This is a genomic window from Millisia brevis NBRC 105863 (assembly GCF_001552615.1).
GTDB classification, from domain to species: Bacteria; Actinomycetota; Actinomycetes; order Mycobacteriales; family Mycobacteriaceae; genus Millisia; species Millisia brevis.
In genome coordinates, this window is the sequence record NZ_BCRN01000026.1 from 1 (window position 1) to 19520 (window position 19520).

Annotated in this window: 14 protein-coding genes; 6 read left to right on the forward strand and 8 right to left on the reverse strand. The window is 69.3% G+C overall.

Features of this window, described 5'->3' with window-relative positions; genetic code table 11:
• Positions 1-673 precede the first annotated feature (673 nt).
• Entirely contained in the window at positions 674-1267 is a 594-nt protein-coding gene (locus MB1_RS23335) for a transglycosylase family protein (RefSeq protein WP_439646972.1), read from the forward strand.
• A gap of 122 nt (positions 1268-1389) precedes the next feature.
• Here the strand turns inward: MB1_RS23335 and MB1_RS23340 are convergent, their stop codons facing one another.
• Positions 1390-4404 carry a UPF0182 family protein gene (locus MB1_RS23340; RefSeq protein ID WP_084352546.1) on the reverse strand — a complete coding sequence of 1005 codons (3015 nt, stop codon included), beginning with the start codon at positions 4402-4404 and terminating at the stop codon, positions 1390-1392.
• A 141-nt stretch (positions 4405-4545) separates the two neighbouring features.
• Here MB1_RS23340 and MB1_RS26220 point away from each other — a divergent pair, with 141 nt between their 5' ends.
• On the forward strand, positions 4546-5070 hold the full coding sequence (locus MB1_RS26220; RefSeq protein WP_174532000.1) for a PPA1309 family protein: 525 nt from the start codon (positions 4546-4548) through the stop codon (positions 5068-5070).
• A 30-nt stretch (positions 5071-5100) separates the two neighbouring features.
• Here MB1_RS26220 and MB1_RS23350 read toward each other — a convergent pair whose 3' ends face one another.
• Positions 5101-6129 (reverse strand): YlbL family protein, encoded by a 1029-nt coding sequence (locus MB1_RS23350; RefSeq protein WP_066913251.1) that lies wholly within the window; start codon positions 6127-6129, stop codon positions 5101-5103.
• 198 nt (positions 6130-6327) lie between these two features.
• On the opposite strand from MB1_RS23350, the gene MB1_RS23355 reads away from it, so the two are divergent.
• From MB1_RS23355 to MB1_RS23365, 3 genes are all read left to right on the forward strand, one after another.
• On the forward strand, positions 6328-7806 hold the full coding sequence (locus MB1_RS23355; protein ID WP_066913253.1) for a zinc-dependent metalloprotease: 1479 nt from the start codon (positions 6328-6330) through the stop codon (positions 7804-7806).
• Between the two features lie 133 nt (positions 7807-7939).
• The gene (locus MB1_RS23360; RefSeq protein WP_066913254.1) at positions 7940-8953 is read left to right on the forward strand and encodes a hypothetical protein; all 1014 of its coding nucleotides are present in this window, start codon (positions 7940-7942) and stop codon (positions 8951-8953) included.
• A 96-nt stretch (positions 8954-9049) separates the two neighbouring features.
• Positions 9050-10384, forward strand: a complete 1335-nt coding sequence (locus MB1_RS23365; RefSeq protein WP_066913290.1) for an ABC1 kinase family protein — start codon at positions 9050-9052, stop codon at positions 10382-10384.
• Between the two features lie 17 nt (positions 10385-10401).
• On the opposite strand, the gene MB1_RS23370 is transcribed toward MB1_RS23365, so the two are convergent.
• From MB1_RS23370 to MB1_RS23375, 3 genes are all read right to left on the reverse strand, one after another.
• On the reverse strand, positions 10402-10671 hold the full coding sequence (locus MB1_RS23370; RefSeq protein WP_066913256.1) for a WhiB family transcriptional regulator: 270 nt from the start codon (positions 10669-10671) through the stop codon (positions 10402-10404).
• Between the two features lie 135 nt (positions 10672-10806).
• The gene (locus tag MB1_RS25855; RefSeq protein WP_157084327.1) at positions 10807-11016 is read right to left on the reverse strand and encodes a hypothetical protein; all 210 of its coding nucleotides are present in this window, start codon (positions 11014-11016) and stop codon (positions 10807-10809) included.
• Between the two features lie 446 nt (positions 11017-11462).
• Entirely contained in the window at positions 11463-13649 is a 2187-nt protein-coding gene (locus tag MB1_RS23375) for an ATP-dependent DNA helicase UvrD2 (protein WP_084352548.1), read from the reverse strand.
• A 74-nt stretch (positions 13650-13723) separates the two neighbouring features.
• On the opposite strand from MB1_RS23375, the gene MB1_RS23380 reads away from it, so the two are divergent.
• A complete protein-coding gene (locus MB1_RS23380) occupies positions 13724-13963 on the forward strand; it encodes a mycoredoxin (RefSeq protein WP_066913294.1) in 240 nt (79 codons plus the stop codon).
• Positions 13964-14000: 37 nt separating this feature from the next.
• On the opposite strand, the gene nudC is transcribed toward MB1_RS23380, so the two are convergent.
• The 3 genes from nudC to MB1_RS23395 are packed head-to-tail and all read right to left on the reverse strand — an operon-like array spanning position 14001 to position 19519.
• A complete protein-coding gene (gene nudC, locus MB1_RS23385; RefSeq protein WP_066913258.1) occupies positions 14001-14903 on the reverse strand; it encodes an NAD(+) diphosphatase in 903 nt (300 codons plus the stop codon).
• Positions 14900-16012, reverse strand: coding sequence for a potassium channel family protein (locus tag MB1_RS23390; RefSeq protein ID WP_066913260.1), 1113 nt, complete (start codon positions 16010-16012; stop codon positions 14900-14902). Before MB1_RS23390 ends, nudC begins: the two co-directional genes overlap by 4 nt.
• A gap of 60 nt (positions 16013-16072) precedes the next feature.
• A complete protein-coding gene (locus MB1_RS23395; RefSeq protein ID WP_084352558.1) occupies positions 16073-19519 on the reverse strand; it encodes an ATP-dependent helicase in 3447 nt (1148 codons plus the stop codon).
• Between the last annotated feature and the right edge of the window lies 1 nt (position 19520).

The window sequence follows — 19520 nt, forward strand, 5'->3', positions numbered from 1 at the left end:
ACTCGTCCCCGCCAACGGGGACCCACGAGCGGATGGCCGGACACCCAACATCGGAGAAACCGGACGCATACCATGCGCCGACGGTGAGCCGCGGACTTCGATTCCGAGCGCCCGACGGGCTATCCCCGAACGACGAAATAGCCCGGCTGGAATCGAATGGCTCTCAGCGATCTCTAAGGCGCTGGTAGAAGCGACATCCCGTGATTTCGCGTCCCAATTGGTCCTATAAAGACATGATCTCGATCACATCACGAAGTCGATAACGCAATTGATAAAAGTCTCAATTGCATCGATTACCAGCCACGATGCCGGCATTCGGACAAAACAAACCGACGGCACGTCTGTCAACCCCGGGTGACGAGCCGTCATCCATTCGTTACCGTCGCCATCGGTTCCCAAAGGAGCCAGGTCGATCCCGCCGCCGGGAGTGACGGATACGCACGGAACGACAAGTGCGCATCACGAACTCGCCCTCGGGATCGGCTACACAAAAACGGGGGCATCGAGCCCGCACCTGCAGCCTGGGTGCGTGATCGATCGGAATACAGCTTCGAGCGGTGGACGATCCACCCCACCGGGACAGGTGCCTCCGGGCACCTTCGCTCGTGCCGTATGCCCGACGACGACGTTCCGCGGAACGTCGCGTTCGACCGGCGTGGAGGAAGTCTGCATGTTGAAAGCATCCGGAATCGGAAAACGAGTCTTGGGTACGGCCGCTATGACGGGCGCTCTCGTCGCCGGCGGATTGATCTTGGGTTCGGGCACCGCTGCCGCTGCCAACAACTGGGATGCTGTCGCCCAGTGCGAGAGCGGCGGTAACTGGGCCATCAACACCGGCAACGGCTACTACGGCGGTCTGCAGTTCAACCCGAACACCTGGCGCGCCAACGGCGGCACCGGTATGCCCCACCAGGCCTCGAAAGCCGAGCAGATCCGCGTCGCCGAGAACACCCTGCGCTCGCAGGGCCCCGGTGCGTGGCCGACCTGCGGCCGTGGCCTGAGCGTTGCCGCGATCAGCGAATCCGCCCCGGCTCCCGCGCCGGCCCCCACACCCGCTCCTGCCCCGGCCCCCGCTCCTGCCCCGGTCGACCCGGTCCAGGAAGCGGTCGACCAGGCCAAGGTCGTCGCCGACGACTTCGGCGTGGGCACCCAGTTCCAGCAGGCCCAGCAGCTCGCCGAGCAGTACGGCGCCGGCACCGCCTTCGACCAGTTCCTGGCCGACAACGCCGCGCTGATCGAGCAGGCGGCCACCGCCGCGGGCAAGTAAGCCCCCGTTCCGATCCGGAGCACAACACGAATGTGCCCGATGACGAAGAATCCTCTTCGTCATCGGGCACATTCGTGATCGGGCACAGTGTCCGTTGGAGGGGCCGTCACCGACCCCACCGATCAGCCTCCCGAGGAGTTGTAGGCGTCGATGGCCTGCTGCAGGCGATCGAACGCCGCACCCAGCCGTCCGAGGTCTCCGGAGCTCTGGGCGGCACGAACCTCCGCCAGCGCACTGTTGAGTTCGGAGATCGCCGCGCCCTGATCACCCGACGATGCCGGCGGCGGAGCCGTCGTGGTCGTCGCCGGAGCGGGTTCGGTGGTCGCGGCCCCGGCCTCCTGGGTGCCGGTCGAGCTGTCGCCCTGCACCTCGGCCTCGGCCTGCGGCTGTTCCGGTCGCCCACCCGGTGCGGTCGCCAGATCGCCGGTGCCGGCCGGGAGGACCTGGTTGAGCGCCTCGGCCAACGTCGGCGCATATCCGACGCGCACACCGCCGTCATCCGGATCGCGGTAGCTGACCAGTACCCGCGACAGCTGCGGGAACGTCGAGGTATTGGTCGTACTGCGTTCGGTATAGAGCGGCTCGACATACAGGATGCCGCCGTCGCCGATCGGCAGGGTCAGCAGATTGCCGTACTGGATACGGTTCGAGTTCTGCAACAGAGTGCGGTCGGACGCGACGCGGGTATCCGACGTCATCGAGTTCTGCGCCTGCTGCGGACCCTGCGTCTGTGTATCGGTGGGCAGCTGCAGGACGGTGAACTTGCCGTAGTTCTCCGGGTCGGAATCGACCGAGATGTACGCCGACAACAGCTCGCGGTTGAAGCCGACCATCGCGCTGGTCAGTCGGAAGGTCGGGTCCCCGGTCTCCGGATCACCGATCAGCACGTAATACGGCGGCTGGTTGAGGTTGGTACCACCGTCGACCGTCGGGTCGCTCGGCACCGACCAGAACGCGTTGTTCGTGAAGAACTCGTTCGGATCGTCCACGTGGTACTTCGCCAGCATCTCGCGCTGAACCTTGAACAGGTCCTCCGGGTAGCGGAAGTGGGCCCGCAGCTCGTCCGGGATATCGCTCTCGGGCTGGACCGCACCCGGGAAGACTCCCATCCACGCCTTGAGGACCGGGTCGTTGTCGTCGACCTGGTAGAGCGTGACCGAACCGTCGTAGGCATCGACCGTCGCCTTGACCGAGTTACGGATGTACGACACCTCGGTGCGCGGGAGCACCCGGCCGGTCTCGGTATCGATGCTGTCCTCGACCAAACCGTCCAGCGACGCACGCTGCGCGTACGGGTACTGCTGCAGGGTCGTGTAGGCGTCGACCACCCAGACGATGCGACCGTCGACCACCGCCGGGTAGGTATCGGTATCGGTGGTCAACCAGGGCGCCACCCGCTGGACGCGGTCCCGCGGATCGCGGTCGTAGATGATCTTGGAGTCGCTGCTGATCGCGTCGGAGAAGAGGATATTCCACTCGGTGTACTTACCGGCGAAGACCAGGCGGTTGAACCAGTTGCCGATGTTGACGCCGCCCGAACCGGTGTAGGTATAGCGCGCGGTATCGGTGTCGTACTCGCGCGGCTGCCCGTCGTCGCCGACGCCGCCGACGATCGCGTAGTCCGGATCGGACTGGGCGATCAGCTCGCCGTAGTAGATACGCGGCTGGTCGACCGGGATCGACTGGTTGCCGGCGTCACCGGAGGCGATGTCGCTGACCAGGTAGATCGGGTAGCCGCTGTTGCTGTTCGAGTCGGAGTTGGTCGCGTCCCGAACCGCCGCGTTGACCCGGTTGGCCGGGGCCGCGACGAAACCGTTGCCGTGCGTGTACACGGTGTGGCGGTTGATCCAGTTCGACTGGTTGCCGGTCAGGCTGTTCGGGGACAGCTCACGAGCGGCGACGATGTAGTCCTGGAGCTGACCGTTGATCGTGTACCGATCGACATCGAGCGTCGCGGGGAAGCCGTAGAAGTTCTTCAGCTGCTGCTGCTGGGTGAACGTGCGGCTCAGGACGTTGGGGTCGAGCAGGCGCGTATTCGCGATCGTGGTGCGGTCGGCCGCAACCGTGCTCGGATCGGCGGTACCCAGACCGCTGTAGGCCTGGTAGTCGACCGTGTCGTCGGTGATGCCGTAGGCATCGCGGGTCGCCTCGATGTTCCGCTCGATATAGGTCCGCTCGCGCTCCGCGGCGTTGGGTCGCACCGAGAACTGTTCGACGATCATCGGCCAGACAGCACCGATCAGGATCGACGAGAGCACCAGCAGGGCGGTCGCCAGCGCCGGGATCCGCAGATCCCGCAGGAAGATCGCCGAGAAGAAGGCCAGGGCGCAGATCACCGCGATGGCCAGCAGAATCAGCTTCGCCGGCAGCACCGCATTGATATCGGTGTACGCCGCACCGGAGAAGGTGGGCTCCTTGCGGCTGCCGGACAGCAGTTGGTACCGGTCGAACCAGTAGGCGACCGCCTTGAGCAGGATGAACGTACCGGCGAGGATCGCCAGTTGGATGCGGGCGGCACGGGTGAAGGCGCCGTCGCGGTTGGCCAGCCGGATGCCGCCGAAGATGTAGTGCGTCAGCAGGTTCGCCAGGAACGCCAGCACGACGATCACGAACAGCCAGTCGAGCACCATCCGGATGAACGGCAACTGGAAGGCGTAGAAGCCGACGTTCATATTGAACTGCGGATCGTTCTGGCTGAAGTCCTGCGAGTTGAAGAACAGCTGGACGGTGACCCAGTTGCCCTGCGCGATCAGACCGGCCATCACGCCGACCACGACCGGGATGATGATGCCGAAGAACCGCAGGCGGCTCATCACGGTCGTGCGGTACCGGGCGATCGGATCGTTCGGTCCGACCGGCGGCAGGAAGACGGGCCGCGACCGGTAGGCCAGCAGCATCGCCAGGAAGACGGCGGCCGCCAGCAGGATCGCGACGATGACGAAGACGAGCACCCGGGTGAACAGCACCTTGCGGTAGACGTCCCGGAAACCGACTTCGCCGAACCACAGCCAGTTCGTGTAGACATCGATCAACCGGGGGCCCATCAGCAAAAGCAGGACCACCACAGCGCCGAGGAGCAGAAGCCCTCGGCTGCGGCGGGAGATCGTCGGGATGCCTGTCGGGGGGCGCACGCCCACGGGCCCACTCTCCGTTTCATCGGTCGTGGGGCGACAGCGCCGCCACCGGTCGATTTGGCCCCACTCTACTGATTGCCGATGTCCGATCGACGGGCATATCTGCCCCGGGTGGTCGGTTTCGCTGCCGGCATAGTGATCCGGATGATCGCTGGTGTTCCGGACGCCGCGGCGCTGGCCGCCGCCCTGCGGGAAATCGCCGAGTACATCGACGAGGGCGGGCTCGACGGCCCGGGCATCCTCGGCTCGGCGGTGGTCTTCGCGCTGGTCGAGACGACCGTCCTCGCCCGGGCGGAGCCGGGGCTGGCCGCGGTGCTGGCCGACGGCGGCCCTCTGACCCCCGTTCAACAGCATCCGGACGACACCGACAGCGGGGTGGCCGACCTCGAGCGCTATCTCGCGACCACCCGGTGGCCGAAGACCGTCGCCGGGTCGGCGATCGTGCAGAACATCCTGGTGGTCCCGCCGGGCGAGGCGCACTCCCCCGCCGCCTTCGAAACCACCGTCGACCACGACCGCGGCCGGCCCGCCCAACTCTTTGTCGGGGTCCTGCGGTCGGGCTCGACGCTCGCCTTCCTGCGGGTGCTCGGCGAGTCGGAGATGCGCACCACCGAGGATCTGGCCGGGGCGCTGATCGAGGCGATCCGCAGCACCTTCACCGACTCCTGACGCCTCGGGTGGGCCGGAACCGCGATCCGGTCAGGACGTGCAGCTCGGAGCGCTGCCGCCGGCGTCGATCGAGTCGAGGGCATCGACGGCACCGTCCAGGGTGTCGACCTTGACCAGCTGCAGGTTGTCCGGCGCGGCCGCCTCCGCCTCGGCGCAGTTGTCCGACGGCACAAGGAACACGGTGGCTCCCGCCTCGGAAGCGGCGATGATCTTGTAGCGGATGCCGCCGATCGGCCCGACGTTCCCGTCGGCGTCGATCGTGCCGGTCCCGGCGACGAAGCGACCGCCGGTCAGCTCACCGGTCGAGAGCTTGTCGACGACCGCGAGTGCGAACATCAGGCCGGCCGACGGACCGCCGATATCGGCCAGGTTGAAGTCGATGGTGAAGTCGACCTGCGGAACCATGCCGGGGACGATTCCCAGGAAGCCGCGGGACGCATCGTCCGGGTGCTCGGCGAGCGTCACCGTCCGGGTGATCTCGGCGTCGCCGCGCTGGATGTCGAGTTGCACGTCGGTGCCCGGTGCGATGCCCCGGATCGCGTCCTGCAACTGCCCGACGTCGGTGATCGGGGTCCCGTCGACACGCAGGAGGTGATCCCCCGCCTCGAGCACGCCGTCCGACGGGCCGTCCGGGGTCACCGAGGTGACCTCGAGGACGGTCGGATAACCCAGCCGGCGCAGGGCGGCGGCCTCCGCGTTGGCCTCCGAACCGACAAAGTCCTGCTGGTTGGCGTCCTCGACGACCTGACGAGAGACGCCGGGCGGGTAGACAGACTCGCGCGGCACCACACCCTGACGGGGGCTGAGCCAATAGAACAGCGCCTCGAAGATCGTCATGTCGTCCCGCACCGCGACCGTCGTCATATTGAGGTTGCCGCTCGTCGGATCGACCTGGACGTCGCCGGAGATCTGGACAACCGGTTCGCCGTCCTCCGAACCGAGGGTATTGAAGGTCGGGCCGGGCCCCATCGTCGCGAACGGGATCGGGACGATCGAGCCGAGCACGAGGAGCACGATCACCGGTAACAGGACCAGGTTCAGCGAGTTCCGGCGATTCACGTCCTACACAGTAGGCAGTGCCCCCTGCGGTTCCCGTCGCGCGGGTGGCCGGACACGCCGGCAATATGCCGGCATTCGCCCCGGATACCAGCGGAACCGCAGCTTTCTCGAGCGTTTCGGGCTCGAGTTTCGCCATCAGCGTGAGAAGTATCGACGCCGACGGGATCCCCGGGGCCTTCCGGCTTGTACCGTTGAGATATGAGCGATACGCCCTTCGGCTTCAGCTTCCCGAGCTCCGACGATGATGGGGACAAGGATCCCAATCGCGAGTCGGGCAAAAAGGGTGGCGGCGATTCCGGAGCGCAGGGCCCATTCGGCTTCGGCGAGGGCTTCGACCCCTCGCAGGTCGACCCGGCCGCTCTCGGTCGCATGCTCAGTCAGTTCGGTCAGATGATCAGCGGTATGGGCAGTTCGATCGGTACCGCGACCGGTGCGGGCCCGGTCAACTACGAGCTCGCCAAGCACCTCGCCCGCGGCCAGCTCGACCGCAGCAGCGCGTCGATCTCCGACGGCACCAGCGCCGCGATTCGTGACGCCGCGCACCTGGCCGAGCTGTGGCTCGACGAGGCGACCACCTTCCCCACCGGTTCGGATCGTGCCGTGGCGTGGTCGCCGCAGACCTGGCTCGACGAGACGATGGACACCTGGAAGCGCCTCTGCGACCCGGTCGCCAGCCAGATCTCCGGTATGTGGGCGTCGATCCTCCCGGCCGAGGCCCAACAGATGATCGGCCCGATGGTCGGCATGCTGAACTCCGTCGGTGGCGCCGCCTTCGGCGCGCAGCTCGGACAGGCGCTCGGCCAGCTGGCCAAGGAGGTGCTGACCTCCACCGATATCGGTATCCCCCTCGGCCCGGTGCGCACCGCCGCCCTGCTGCCCGAGGCGATCAAGCGATTCAGCGACGGGCTCGAGGTCGCCGAGCGCGAGGTGCTCGTCTTCCTCGCCGCCCGCGAAGCGGCCCACGTCCGACTGTTCAGCCATGTCCCCTGGCTGCGGGAGCGGCTGCTCGGCGCCATCGAGCAGTACGCGCACGGCATCACCATCGACGTCTCCGGCATCGAGGAGCAGGTCAACAACCTCGATCCGAGCGTGCTGTCCGACCCGGCGCGGCTGCAGGAGATCTTCCAGGCCGGCGCCTTCGAGCCGAAGACCACGCCGGAGCAGAAGGCTGCACTCGAGCGGCTCGAGACCCTGCTCGCGTTGATCGAGGGATGGGTGGACACCACGGTGACCGCCGCACTCGGCGAGCGACTGCCCGGTGCGGCCGCGCTCTCGGAGGCGATGCGGCGACGTCGCGCCTCGGGTGGACCGGCCGAGCAGACCTTCGCCACGCTGGTCGGGCTGGAGCTGCGACCCCGCAAGATGCGTGAGGCGGCGGCGCTCTGGAGCCGGCTGACCGACGCGGCGGGCCAGCAGCGCCGCGACGAGGTGTGGGGCCACCCGGATCTGCTGCCCGACAGCGAGGACCTCGACAACCCGGCGGCATTCATCGACCGGGTGATCGGTGGCGATACCGACGGGCTGGACGATCCGATCGCTCAGTTGGAGCGCGAATGGGCTCAGCGCGCCGAGGCCGCCGAGGAGAAGCCGTCCACCGAGACGGACGACGACAAGACCCCCGGCGACGACACCTCCGGCGGTCCCACCGGCCAGGACGACAAGCCGACCGGGAACTGATCCCGGACGTCCGCTCCCACCGGCCGGCACGCGAAGCGTGTTCGCGCAAGGGGTAATTCGCTAGCTGTGGATGGCCGTGGCGGCCTGTGGATGGATCGAAGCGCGCCGAACCCCGATGCGGCACAGTACGTCCATGGGTACGCGGGAGGCTTCGCAGACGCGCGACGCACCGCCGGGCACAGACTCGGCGACGCGGTCGCTACCGAGCCGTTCGATTCCGGGCCGATCGATTCCGGGCCGATCGCTCCCGGACCGGCCGCTTCCGGGGTTCGGCGCCGCCGAGAGCGGTGAGCCGACCGGTCCCGGGCGACCCGAACTCGATCCCTCGATCGACGTGCTGCGCCGCCGGGACGGGACGGTCCAACTCGGCTGGGATCCCGACCGGGCGGTGGTGGTCGGGCTGCCGGCGGCCGGGCGCCCCGACCCCGACCGGGTGGCGGCGGTGCTGCGACTGCTCGACGGATCCCGCAGCACTCCCGAAGTGTTATGGGCGGCAAACGGACTCGGGGTCGATCCGGAAACGATGGGGCTATTGCTCGCCGAACTGCGCACCGCCGGGTTGGTCCGGGACGCGCGCCGGCCGGCGGTCGGCCGGTCGATTCGTGTGTTCGGACGCGGCCCGCTGTCCGATGCGATCGCCGCCGGCCTGCGGGGCATCGCCCGGGTCGATCAGCGGGTGTGGACGGTCGGCACCCGAGCGCGCACGGTCGCGGCGGACTGCGTGGTGATCGCCGATCATCTGGTGCCCCCTCCGGAGTTGATCGCGATCCTCGACGACGCGGGCACCCCACACCTTCCGGTGCGCATTCGCGACGGGAGCGGATTGATCGGCCCGCTGGTGGTGCCCGGACGCACGGTCTGCCTGCGCTGTGTGGACCTGACCCGCTGCGAGTGGGATCCGGGGTGGCCCTTCCTCGCGGCGCAGATGGTGGCGCGGGTGGGGTGGGGCAGCCCGGCGATGCTGGCGGTGACCGCCGCGGCGGCCGTCGGCCAGATCGAGGCCCTGCTGTCGGGCGACGGTCATCCCTCCGCGGTGGACGCGACCCTGCACGTCACCTCGCCGGACGCACCCGTGCGCCGGATGCCCTGGTCACCACATCCGCTATGTCTGTGTACCGAACGGACCACATCTCGGCCGCGGGCGTGACGCGCCCCAACCTGATACCGACGGCGTCGTCGGGTAGGCGATGATGGAAGGGTGACCGACGACATTCCGCGCCGCAGGACGTCCCGTACCGCGAAGATGGCGAGCATCCCGATCGGCATTGCCGGGCGGGCGGCGGTCGGGTTCGGCCGCAAGCTCACCGGTGCGGACCGCGAGGAGGTCGACGCCGAACTGGCGGCGAAGGCGGCCGAGCAGCTGTTCACCGTGCTCGGCGAGCTCAAGGGTGGCGCCATGAAGCTCGGCCAGGCACTGAGCGTGATGGAGGCCGCGGTCCCGGAGGAGTTCGCCGAGCCCTATCGGGAGGCGTTGACCAAGCTGCAGGCCGAGGCGCCGCCGATGCCCACCAAGACGGTCTACCGGGTGCTCGATCAGCAGCTGGGCACCCGCTGGCGCAGCCGCTTCCAGGACTTCGAGGCCGAGCCGATCGCCTCGGCGTCGATCGGCCAGGTCCACCGGGCGCAGTGGAGCGATGGGCGCACCGTGGCGGTCAAGGTGCAATACCCCGGCGCCGACGAAGCGCTGCGCGCCGACCTGAAGACCCTGTCGCGATTTGTCGGCATCATGTCGTCGGTGATGCCGGGAACGGACGTCAAGGCGGTACTCGACGAGCTCAGCGCGCGCACCAACGAGGAACTCGACTACCGAATCGAGACCGAGAACCAGCGGGCCTTCGCCAAGGCGTACGCCGACGATCCGGATTTCGTGATTCCCAAGGTGGTCGCGGGCGCCCCGAAGGTCGCGGTGACCGAATGGCTCGACGGCCCGTCCTACGCGTCGATCATCACCGGCGGGACACGCGAACAACGCGATCGCGCGGGGATGCTGCTGGCGTTGTTCAACTTCACCGCTCCCAAGCGGGCCGGGATGCTGCACGCCGATCCGCATCCGGGCAATTTCAAGCTGCTCGAGGACGGCCGGATGGGCATCCTCGATTTCGGAGCCGCGGCCCGGCTGCCCGACGGCCTGCCGCCGGAATTGGGGCGGATGGTCCGACTGGCGCGCGACCAGCGTTTCGACGAGTTGACCGCCCTGCTCTACCAATGGGGATTCGTGTTGCCCGGCCGATCGGTGACCCACGCGGAGATCAGGAACTATCTGCGACCGTTCACCGACCCGCTGCACAGCGAGTCGTTCCACTTCACCCGTAAATGGCTGCAAAGCGTCGCCGGGCGCGCGACCGATATCTCCTCGGCGGAGTTCAAGACCGGCATCTCACTGAATATGCCGGCGAAATATCTGATGATCTTCCGAGTGCTGCTCGGCTCGGTGGGCATCTGCGCGCAACTGGACGCCGAGGCGCCGTACATGGGAATTCTCACCGAGTGGATGCCCGGCTACGCCGAGGTCCCCGACCCCGTACAGGTCGAGGAACCTCAGCGCTCCGGTACCTCCGGGTCGACCACCGACGAGTAGCACGGCTCGGCCCGGCCCTAGGCCGACTGCAGTTCGGCGGCCACCTTGCGCGGGCGGCCACGAGGCCGCTTGCGCGCGATGACGGTGCCCTGATCGAAGATCTCGCCACCCCAGACTCCCCACGGCTCACCGCGATCGAGAGCGGCGGCGAGGCAGTGGCGACGGATCGGGCACGGCTCGCACAGTTGCTTCGCCCGCTCCAGGTCGGCGGGTCGGTCGGCGAACCAGAGGTCCGGATTGCCTGCGCGGCAAGGTATCCGCTGGCGGATACGGGTTGATGCTTGCACGGTGACTCCTGTGTCGTCGATGGTCGATCGGGGAAGGAGCGAACCGGGACTCGATATGCGTTGGCGCACATAAAAAAAGGCCACGGTCCGCAGGTTCGCGGTCCGTGGCCTCGGGCGATGCCGGGAGTCAGCCTGTCATAGGCCGGGCTTCCGATCGTCAACCCACGGAGCGCGAGGGGCGGGGCGCAGGGCGCCGGCTGCTTCGCCGGCGGCGGCGGTACCGCCAACAAAGGCGATGCCGGCCTCGGCGGGCAGAGCTCCGCCCCGGGCAGCATTGGTGGCGCCGACGGCAGCACGAGGGCGCACGACCGCACCGATCCACGGCGTATTCATGGTTCCGATCACGGCTGCACCTCCACTCGACTCGACGACAACGGCGGGCATGCCGTGTCGTCACAACAGGATGGGACAAGGGTAAGCGGCGATCCCACGCGCCGCAAACTATTTTTTACCTGCGGTTATGCGCAACAACCGCCAGGAGCCCGATCGGGCCGTCCGCTCGTCAGAGCGAGGTGATCAGCAGCGGCAGGGTGCTGGTCAGGAAGTGGACGATCGAGTAGAGAAGCCAGGCATTCATGCGGATCGGTCACTTTCATCGGCGTCGCAAACGGTCGGCAACGGCCGTCGCGCGAGACCGCGGCTCGCGATGAGTACTGGACGGACGTTCACATTACGGCGTTATCTTGCCATGCACGGCCCGGCAACGGGTGGTGTACCCACCGGGACATTCCACACATCCTCCCGGTTGCGTCCATCGGTTTCCTCCCGCGGCGCCGATCGGGCCGGACGGCTCATCCGCGTCGACGCACCAGCGCCAGCAGGTCCTCGCCGAAACGGTCGAGCTTCTTGGCACCGATCCCGGCGATCGCCACCAGTGCGCGCACATCGGTCGGCCGCTGTTCGGCGATCGCCCGCAGAGTCGCGTCGCCGAGGACGACGAAGGTCGGCACCCCCATCCCCGCCGCGGTGGTGGTGCGCCATTCCCGCAATTGCTCGAGCAGGTCGGCGTCGACGTCCGCCGGGCACTTCGTACACCGGCCCAACAACACCGCCTCGGTACCGACCAACGGCGAGGCGCAGATCCGGCAGCGGGAACGGGCCGGGTCACCCCGGCGCGGGGTGCGACGGTCGTCGACCGCCACCGGCGGGCGTTCCGGGGCGATGGCGGCCAGGAAACGCGACCGCCGCCGCGTGCGACCGCCGCCGGCGCGAGTGAGCGCCCAGGACAGATGTAATCGGCTGCGCGCGCGGGTGATTCCGACATAGAACAGCCGCCGCTCCTCCTCGATGCCCGCCTGGTCCTCCCCGGTTGCCGCGTCGCCGAGGGCGTACGAAATCGGCAGCGTCCCATCGATCAGACCGACGAGAAAGACCGCGTCCCACTCCAATCCCTTGGCCGCGTGCAGCGATGCGAGGGTCACCCCGCGACTGTCGGGGGCATGCCGGCCGCGGGCGCGTTCGGCGAATTCGCGCAGCAGGCCGGGAAGGTCGGTCACCTGACCGGCGTCAACCAGATCATTTGTCAAGCGCAGCAATGCATCCAGCGATACCCAGCGCTGTTGTTCGGCGCGGCCGGACGGTTCGTGCGGGGTCAGACCGACCTCGGCGAGCGCGGCGCGCACCAACGCCGGCACCGTCGCCTCCCCCGGCCCGTGGATCTGTTGGCTCTCGGCGACCCGCTGCAGCGTCGCGATACCGCGGCGGATCTCCGGGCGGTCGAAGAACCCCTCGTCGCCGCGTACCCGGAAGGCGATCCCGGCCGCCGACAACGCCTCCTCGTAGAGCTCCGACTGCGCGTTGATGCGGTAGAGCACCGCGATCGAACCGGGTTCGATGCCCTCGTCGACCAGTCGGCGGATCCGGGCGACAACCCCGGTCGCCTCGGCCGCCTCGTCCGGGTACTCGGTGAAGGTCGGTTCCGGGCCGTCCGGTGTGGAGGCGACCAGTTCCAGTCGCATCCCCGCCTCCCGGCCGCGGGCCATCGCGATCACCCGATTCGCCAGGGAGACCACCTGCGGCGTCGATCGGTAGTCGCGTTCGAGGCGCACCACGGTGGCGTCGGGGAAGCGGCGGCCGAAGTCGAGCAGGTAGCGCGGGCCGGCCCCGGTGAACGAGTAGATCGTCTGGTTGGCGTCGCCGACGACGGTCAGGTCGTCCCGATCCCCCAGCCAGGCGTCGAGCAGGCGCTGTTGCAGCGGCGTGACGTCCTGGTACTCGTCGACGACGAAGCAGCGGTACCGATCGCGGAACTCGGCGGCGACCGCGGCGTTGTCCTCGAGCGCGGCCGCGGTGTGCAGCAGCAGGTCGTCGAAGTCGAGCAGCATCGCGCCGCTGTCCGCGGCCGCCTCGATCTTCGCCGCCTCGTAGCTGCGGTAGACGCGGGCGATCGTGGTGACCTCGACAGGCACCCGTCGCCGGCGGCGGGCCGCCTCCGCCGGATAGTCCTCGGGCCCGATCAGGCAGGCCTTCGCCCATTCGATCTCGCCCGCCAGGTCGCGTACGAGGTCGGTATTCGCGTCGAGGCCCAGCCGTGTTGCCGAGCGCCCGACCAGAGCGAACTTGCTGTCGAGCAGGGTCCAGGAGGTGTCGCCGATCACCCGCGGCCAGAAGTAGCGCAACTGACGCAGCGCGGCGGCGTGGAAGGTCGACGCCTGGACCGCGGCACCACCGGAGTCGGGGCCGACGAGCGCCCGCAGTCGGGTGCGCAACTCCCCCGCGGCCCGGGTGGTGAAGGTGACGGCCAGAACCTGCCCGGGGGCGACGTGCCCGGCGGCGACCAGGTGGGCGATCCGATGGGTGATCGTGCGGGTCTTTCCGGTACCGGCGCCGGCGAGGACGCAGACCGGTCCGCGCGGTGCGTGGACGGCAAGCTGTTGTTCGGGATCGAGCGGCAGACCGCGGCCGGAATCGCCCGACCGTCGGGACGTCGTCCGCACGGAGGGCACGGAATCGCCGGTCTGCACAGTCACATCGACCATTCTGCCGGGGATCGGGAACACATCGGTGGTGCGACGCTGTTGACCGTGCTGTGAGTACCACCGCAGATGCGCAGATGACGATCTATTCGACGACCTGGTGCGGCTATTGCCGTCGGTTGAAGACCCAGCTCGACGCCGCCGGTATCGGCTATACCGAGGTCGACATCGAGCAGAACCCCGAGGCCGCGACCTTTGTCGGATCGGTCAACGGCGGCAACCACGTGGTGCCCACCGTGAAGTATTCGGACGGCTCGACGGCAACCAACCCGACATTGGCGCAGGTCAAGGACGTGCTGGCCGAGCTGGCACGCTGAGCGGCCGACCCGGCGGGCGAGGTGGCCGGCCCGGCGATCAGTCCGGATAGGCCCAGCTTTCGATCATGCTGCGGGCGATCGAGATCGTGCCGGGGAGCAACAGCGGCGCGGGGTCCTGCGCGGTCCAGTCACCGTGGTCGAGGGCCTCGCGCACCTCGTCGCGGCTGAACCACCCGGCGTCGAGGATCTCCCCCTCCTGCAGACGCAGGGGCGTGGCGCGATCACCGACCGCAGAGAACCCGACCATCAGCGACCGGGGGAAGGGCCACGGCTGGCTGCCGAGGTAGCGGATGTCGCGTACCCGGATGCCGACCTCCTCGAGGATCTCCCGCTCGACGCAGGCCTCCAGGGACTCGCCGGCCTCCACGAATCCGGCCAGCACGGACATGCGCCGTTCCGGCCAGCGTGGGCCGCGGGCGAGCAGCACGTGGTCGTCGCCGTCGTGGACGAGGCAGATCACGGCGGGGTCGGTGCGGGGGAAGTCCTGGTTGCCGGTCGCCGAGACCCGGGACCACCCGGCGTTGGCGACCATCGCCGGCGAGCCGTCGACGCCGCTGTAGGCCGACGCCTGATGCCAATTGAGCACCGCGACGGCGGTGACGAGCAGATCGATGGTCTGTTCGCTGGTCGCGGGGTTGATCGCGCGCAGATCGCGCCCCTCGGCGCCGAGCGCGGGGACCTCGACGGCCCAGACGTGCCGGTCGTCGATCACGCCCAGCAGGACCGCGGCCTGCGGCGGCTCGGATCCGTAGTCGAGGGCCGGTTCGAGCATCGCCTCGTAGCCGTCCATCCGGATGCAGCCGTTGGGGTCGACGGCGAGCACCCGGGCGGTGGGCCAGCCGGCGTGCAGCGCGGCCCGGTCGGCGCGCAGTTCTTCGTGGCGGGTGACCGCGGTGCGGGAGAGGACCGGTTCGGCGCGCAGATGGAACGGCAGGTTCATGCGCGCTCGGCCTCCCGGGCACTCTCGCGATTGGCCTCGCGGGACGATTCGCGCGGCGGCACCCGGCGCACGTAGAGCAGCCGGTCGTTCGCCTCGACCGCGTCGACCTCGTGGGTGCCGACTCGCATCAGCTTGCCGTCGCGCACGACCGCCAACACGATGTCGGACAGATGCCGGGGCGAGCCGCCGACCTCCTCCGGTTCGACCTCCCGTTCGGCGATCGCGAATCCCGCTTCCGGGGTGAGCAGGTCCTCGATGATCTCCACGACCGTCGGGGTCTCGGTGGCGATGCCGAGCAGCCGGCCGGCGGTCTCCGAGGACACGACGACCGAGTCGGCGCCGGACTGTCGCACCAGGTGGGTGTTCTCCGCCTCGCGGACCGCAACGACGATCTTCGCCTTCTTGGCGATCTCGCGGGCGGTGAGCGTCACCAGGACCGAGGTGTCGTCCCGGTTGACCGCGACGATGATCGACTTGGCGTGCTGGGCGCCGCACAGCCGCAGCACATCCGACCGTGTGGCCGAACCGTGCACGGTCACCAGACCGGCGCGGGCGGCGTGTTCGAGCGACTCGCTCTCGGTGTCGACCACCACGATCTCACTCGGCGACGCGCCGTCTCCGAGCAGCGCGTCGACAGCGCTGCGGCCCTTGGTGCCGTAGCCGACGACGATCGTGTGATTGCGCACGGAACGCCTCCATCTCTGAATCTTCAACGCCTGCCGGGACCGTTCGGTCAGCACGGCGAGGGTGGTGCCGACCAGCAGGATCAGGAAGAACACCCGCAACGGCGTGATCACCAGGACGTTGATCAGGCGGGCGCGCGGGGTGAACGGTGCGATATCGCCGTAACCGGTGGTCGAGAGCGACACGGTGATGTAGTACAGGCAGTCGAGGAACGACAGCTCGTTGCCCTGGTTGTCGCGGTAGCCGTCCCGGTCGAGCCAGACGATGCCGGCGGAAATGAAGATCACCGCGATGGCGATCGCGATCCGTTTGCTGATCGCGCGCCACGGGCTGGACTCGTCGGTCGGGATGCGCAGCACGCCGACCAGCGCGAAATCCGGGCGATCCGTCAACGCCTCGTAGCGTTGCCGCAGCCGTCCGGCCATACCTCTACCGCCCCACTCCCTCGACCCGGTTGGTTCCACCGCGACAATAGACGGCCCCGGCTACCACAGCCCCGGCTGATCGTCGCTGGGGTCGATTGTGCGGGGCCGCTGCCGTCGTCCCCGCTGTTCACGGGTGGTGTCCCCGGACCTGCGGCCGGCTCCCGGGGCCTCCGATGTCGGGTCCTGCGACACCGTCGGGGTCGGGCGATCGGCCGTCGGCGTTGCCCCGGCGTCGTCCGGAACGGTCTCGGCAACCGCCGCGGTATCCCCATCGAGCAGCCGGGCGAGCGCGTCGGCGTCGGGTAGTCCGGTCGAGGTGATCGTGCGCCCCACCCGGACGTAGTGGAAGGCCGCGCGGACCCGGTCCAGCGATACCTCGGCGCCGGTTTCGGCGGTCATCAGCCGGGCCCAGGCGATCCGGTAGGCGGCCAGCTGCACCTCGATCGCGGCGACCTCGTCGTCGGCCGGAGGGTTTCCGGTCTTCCAGTCGACGACCGTCCACCCGCCGTCCGGGTCGGCGAAGATCGCGTCGATGCGCCCGCGCAGGACAGTGGTGCCGATCGTGGTCTCGAAGGGCGATTCGATGTCGATCGGCGTGCGCCGCGCCCAGGGCGACGCTTCGAAGGCGCGCTGCAGTTCTTCGAGCGGGCCGCTGGTCGCGGCGGTGGTGTCGGCGGCGCCGGGCAACTCGTCGAGGTCGAGCAGTCGGGTGGCCCCGTACCGCCGCTCCAGCCAGGCGTGGAAGGCGGTGCCGTTACGGGCGAAGGGATTCGGCCGGTACGGCAGCGGTCGGCGCAGCCGTTGCGCGAACTCCTCCCGGTCCTTGGCCAGATCGACCAGCCGACTGACCGACAGGTGGCTGGGCAGGACCACGGCGGTCACGTCGACGTCGGGTTGGGCGCGGTCGGCCAGCAGGCGCTCGACATCGGCCGCCCAGCCCTCGGGGTCGTCGTACTCGTCCGCTGCTTCCCCCGAATTCGCCGGCCCCCGCGCCAGCGCTGCCCGCACCAGTTCGGCGCCCTCCTCGATGCCGGCGCGCCGGACGCCGAGACGGTCGTCCGGCCACAGTGCGGAACGGCCGACGGTGACGATCGGGTTGTCGATGCCGGCCTCCGCCCGCTCCGGCACCGTCACCGCCCCTTCGGCCCCGAGGTCGAGCACCTCCTCCAGAAACCGGGAGGGCCCATTGGGTTTCGACGCACCGGTCCACTGCGCACCGGAGATCATCACGGTCCGCTCGGCCCGGGTGACCGCGACATAGAACAGCCGGCGCTCCTCGTCGTCCCGCCGGCGCACCAGCACCTGCTTGTGCCGCTCGAAGGCCTCCTCGAGCTGCTTGCGATCGGTGACATCGTCGAGGTTCAGCCGCGGAAATCCGCCGACCTCGCCCTCCCCCACCCGGTCGCCGCGCAGGTCCGGCGGCAACTCCTGGGGCACCGACATCCAGGTGCTCAGCCCCTTGCCCGTCGACGGGAAGATCCGGTCGCTGACGTGCGGAACGGCGACAACCTCCCATTCGAGGCCCTTCGCCGCGTGCACCGTCAGCACCTGCACCCGATGCTCCGAGACCTCGACCTCACCGATCGGCAGACCGTCCTCGATGGTGTCGGCGGCGTCGAAGTAGGCCAGCAGGGCGTCGAGCGAGGCGTCGCCGGAGCGGTCGAAACGGGCGACGACGTCGGCGAAGGTGTCGAGCTGTTCGCGCCCGGCGACGATGGTGGCGCGGCCCGAGCCGCGGGCGAGGGTGCGGGTGGTCGCCTCGGGGCCGATGCCGATCATCGCCTCGACGTCGGCGACCAGTTCGGTCAGCGGTCGCCCGACCCGGCGGCGCAGCCGTTCGAGTTCGTCGGCCAGCGCGGCGATCCGGCGCCCACCTTCGGCCGAATAGTGTTCCGCGGGACCGGGGTCGGCGACGGCGTCGATGAGCCCGGCGGGATCGGTGCGCAGGATCTCCGGCGCGATCACCACCCCGGGCGTCGGGGTGGCCGGTCGATCGGTCAGCCGCCGTGCCCGCCGCCAGAGGGTGGTCAGGTCGGCGGCGCCGATCTGCCAGCGGGCGCCGGTCAGCACCCGCATCGCCGCTCCCCCGTCCGACGGGTCCGCCAGGATGCGCAGGACCGCAACGATGTCCGCGACCTCGGGGGTATGCAGCAGGCCACCGAGACCGACGACCTCGACCGGCAGCCCCCGCTCGCGCAGGGCGTCGGCGATCGGTTCGGCATCGGCGTTGCGGCGCACCAGGACCGCCGCGGTCGGCGGGGGCTTCCCCTCCCGCGCGGCCGCGGCGTACTCGGCGTCGATCCACTCCGCGACCCGGGCACGTTCGGTCTCGATATCCGCCCACAGGGCGGCGGTCACCGTCCCCGACCGCGCGTCCGGGCGCGACCGCAGCCGGGAGACCGGGACGCCGCCGGTGCGCAGCGGGTCGGCGATGTGGTTGGCGACGTCGAGGACCTCGGGCGGGTTGCGCCAACTGGTCAGCAGCTCGCCCACCGCGGCGGGCGCGCCGCCATGCCGGGGGAAGTCGGTGGTGAAGCGGGGCAGGTTCGCCGCCGAGGCGCCGCGCCACCCGTAGATCGATTGCATCGGGTCGCCGACCGCGGTGACGCTGGGGGCGCCGGCGACGCCGCCGCCGAATAGCGCGGACAACAGCAGGCGCTGAGCGTGTCCGGTGTCCTGGTACTCGTCGAGCAGGACCAGTCGGATGCGATCGCGCTCCACCGCGCCGACCTGCGGATGACCGAGCGCCAGCCGCGCGGCGGCCGCCATCCGGGAACCGAAGTCGACCACATTGGTCTCCCGCATGCGCCGCACCAGCTCGTCGACCACGTCGAGCAGGTCCGCGCGCCGGTTGGCGGTGTCGACGATCTTGAGCAGCTCCTGCTTGGGGTTCTTGCTCTGCCGGTGGGCCGGGGGCAGGGCCCACACCAGCTGTTCGAGGCGGCGGGCCTCCGCGCGCACGGTGTCGGAATCGACGAGGTGCTCGTCGAGCTGCCCCATCACGGCGAGCACGGTCTCGGTGAGCGATGCGGGCAGGCGCGATTCGTCGAGCGCGGTGTCCCAGCGAGTGACCACCCGGTAGGCGAGCTGCCAGAGTTCGGTTTCGGTCAGCAGATGCGCGGACGGTTCGACCGGGAGCAGCAGACCGTGCTCGGATACCAGCCGCCCGGCGTAGGCGTGATAGGTGCTCACCTCGGGTTCGCCCCACTGCGCGGTATCCCGCGCGGTCGCCACCAGGCCGGAACCGGCGAGCCGGGCGAGCCGATTGCGGATGCGGGCGGTCAACTGTTGGGCGGCCTTGCGGGTGAAGGTCAGGCCGAGGACCTGCTCCGGGGTGACGTAGCCGTTGGCCACCATCCACACCACGCGCCAGGCCATCGTTTCGGTCTTCCCCGCGCCCGCGCCGGCGACGACGAGCATCGGGCCGGGTGGGGCGGCGATCACCGCGGCTTGTTCGTCGGTGGGTGCGGGCAGCCCGAGTTCGCGGGCGATGCGCCCGGGGGACAGC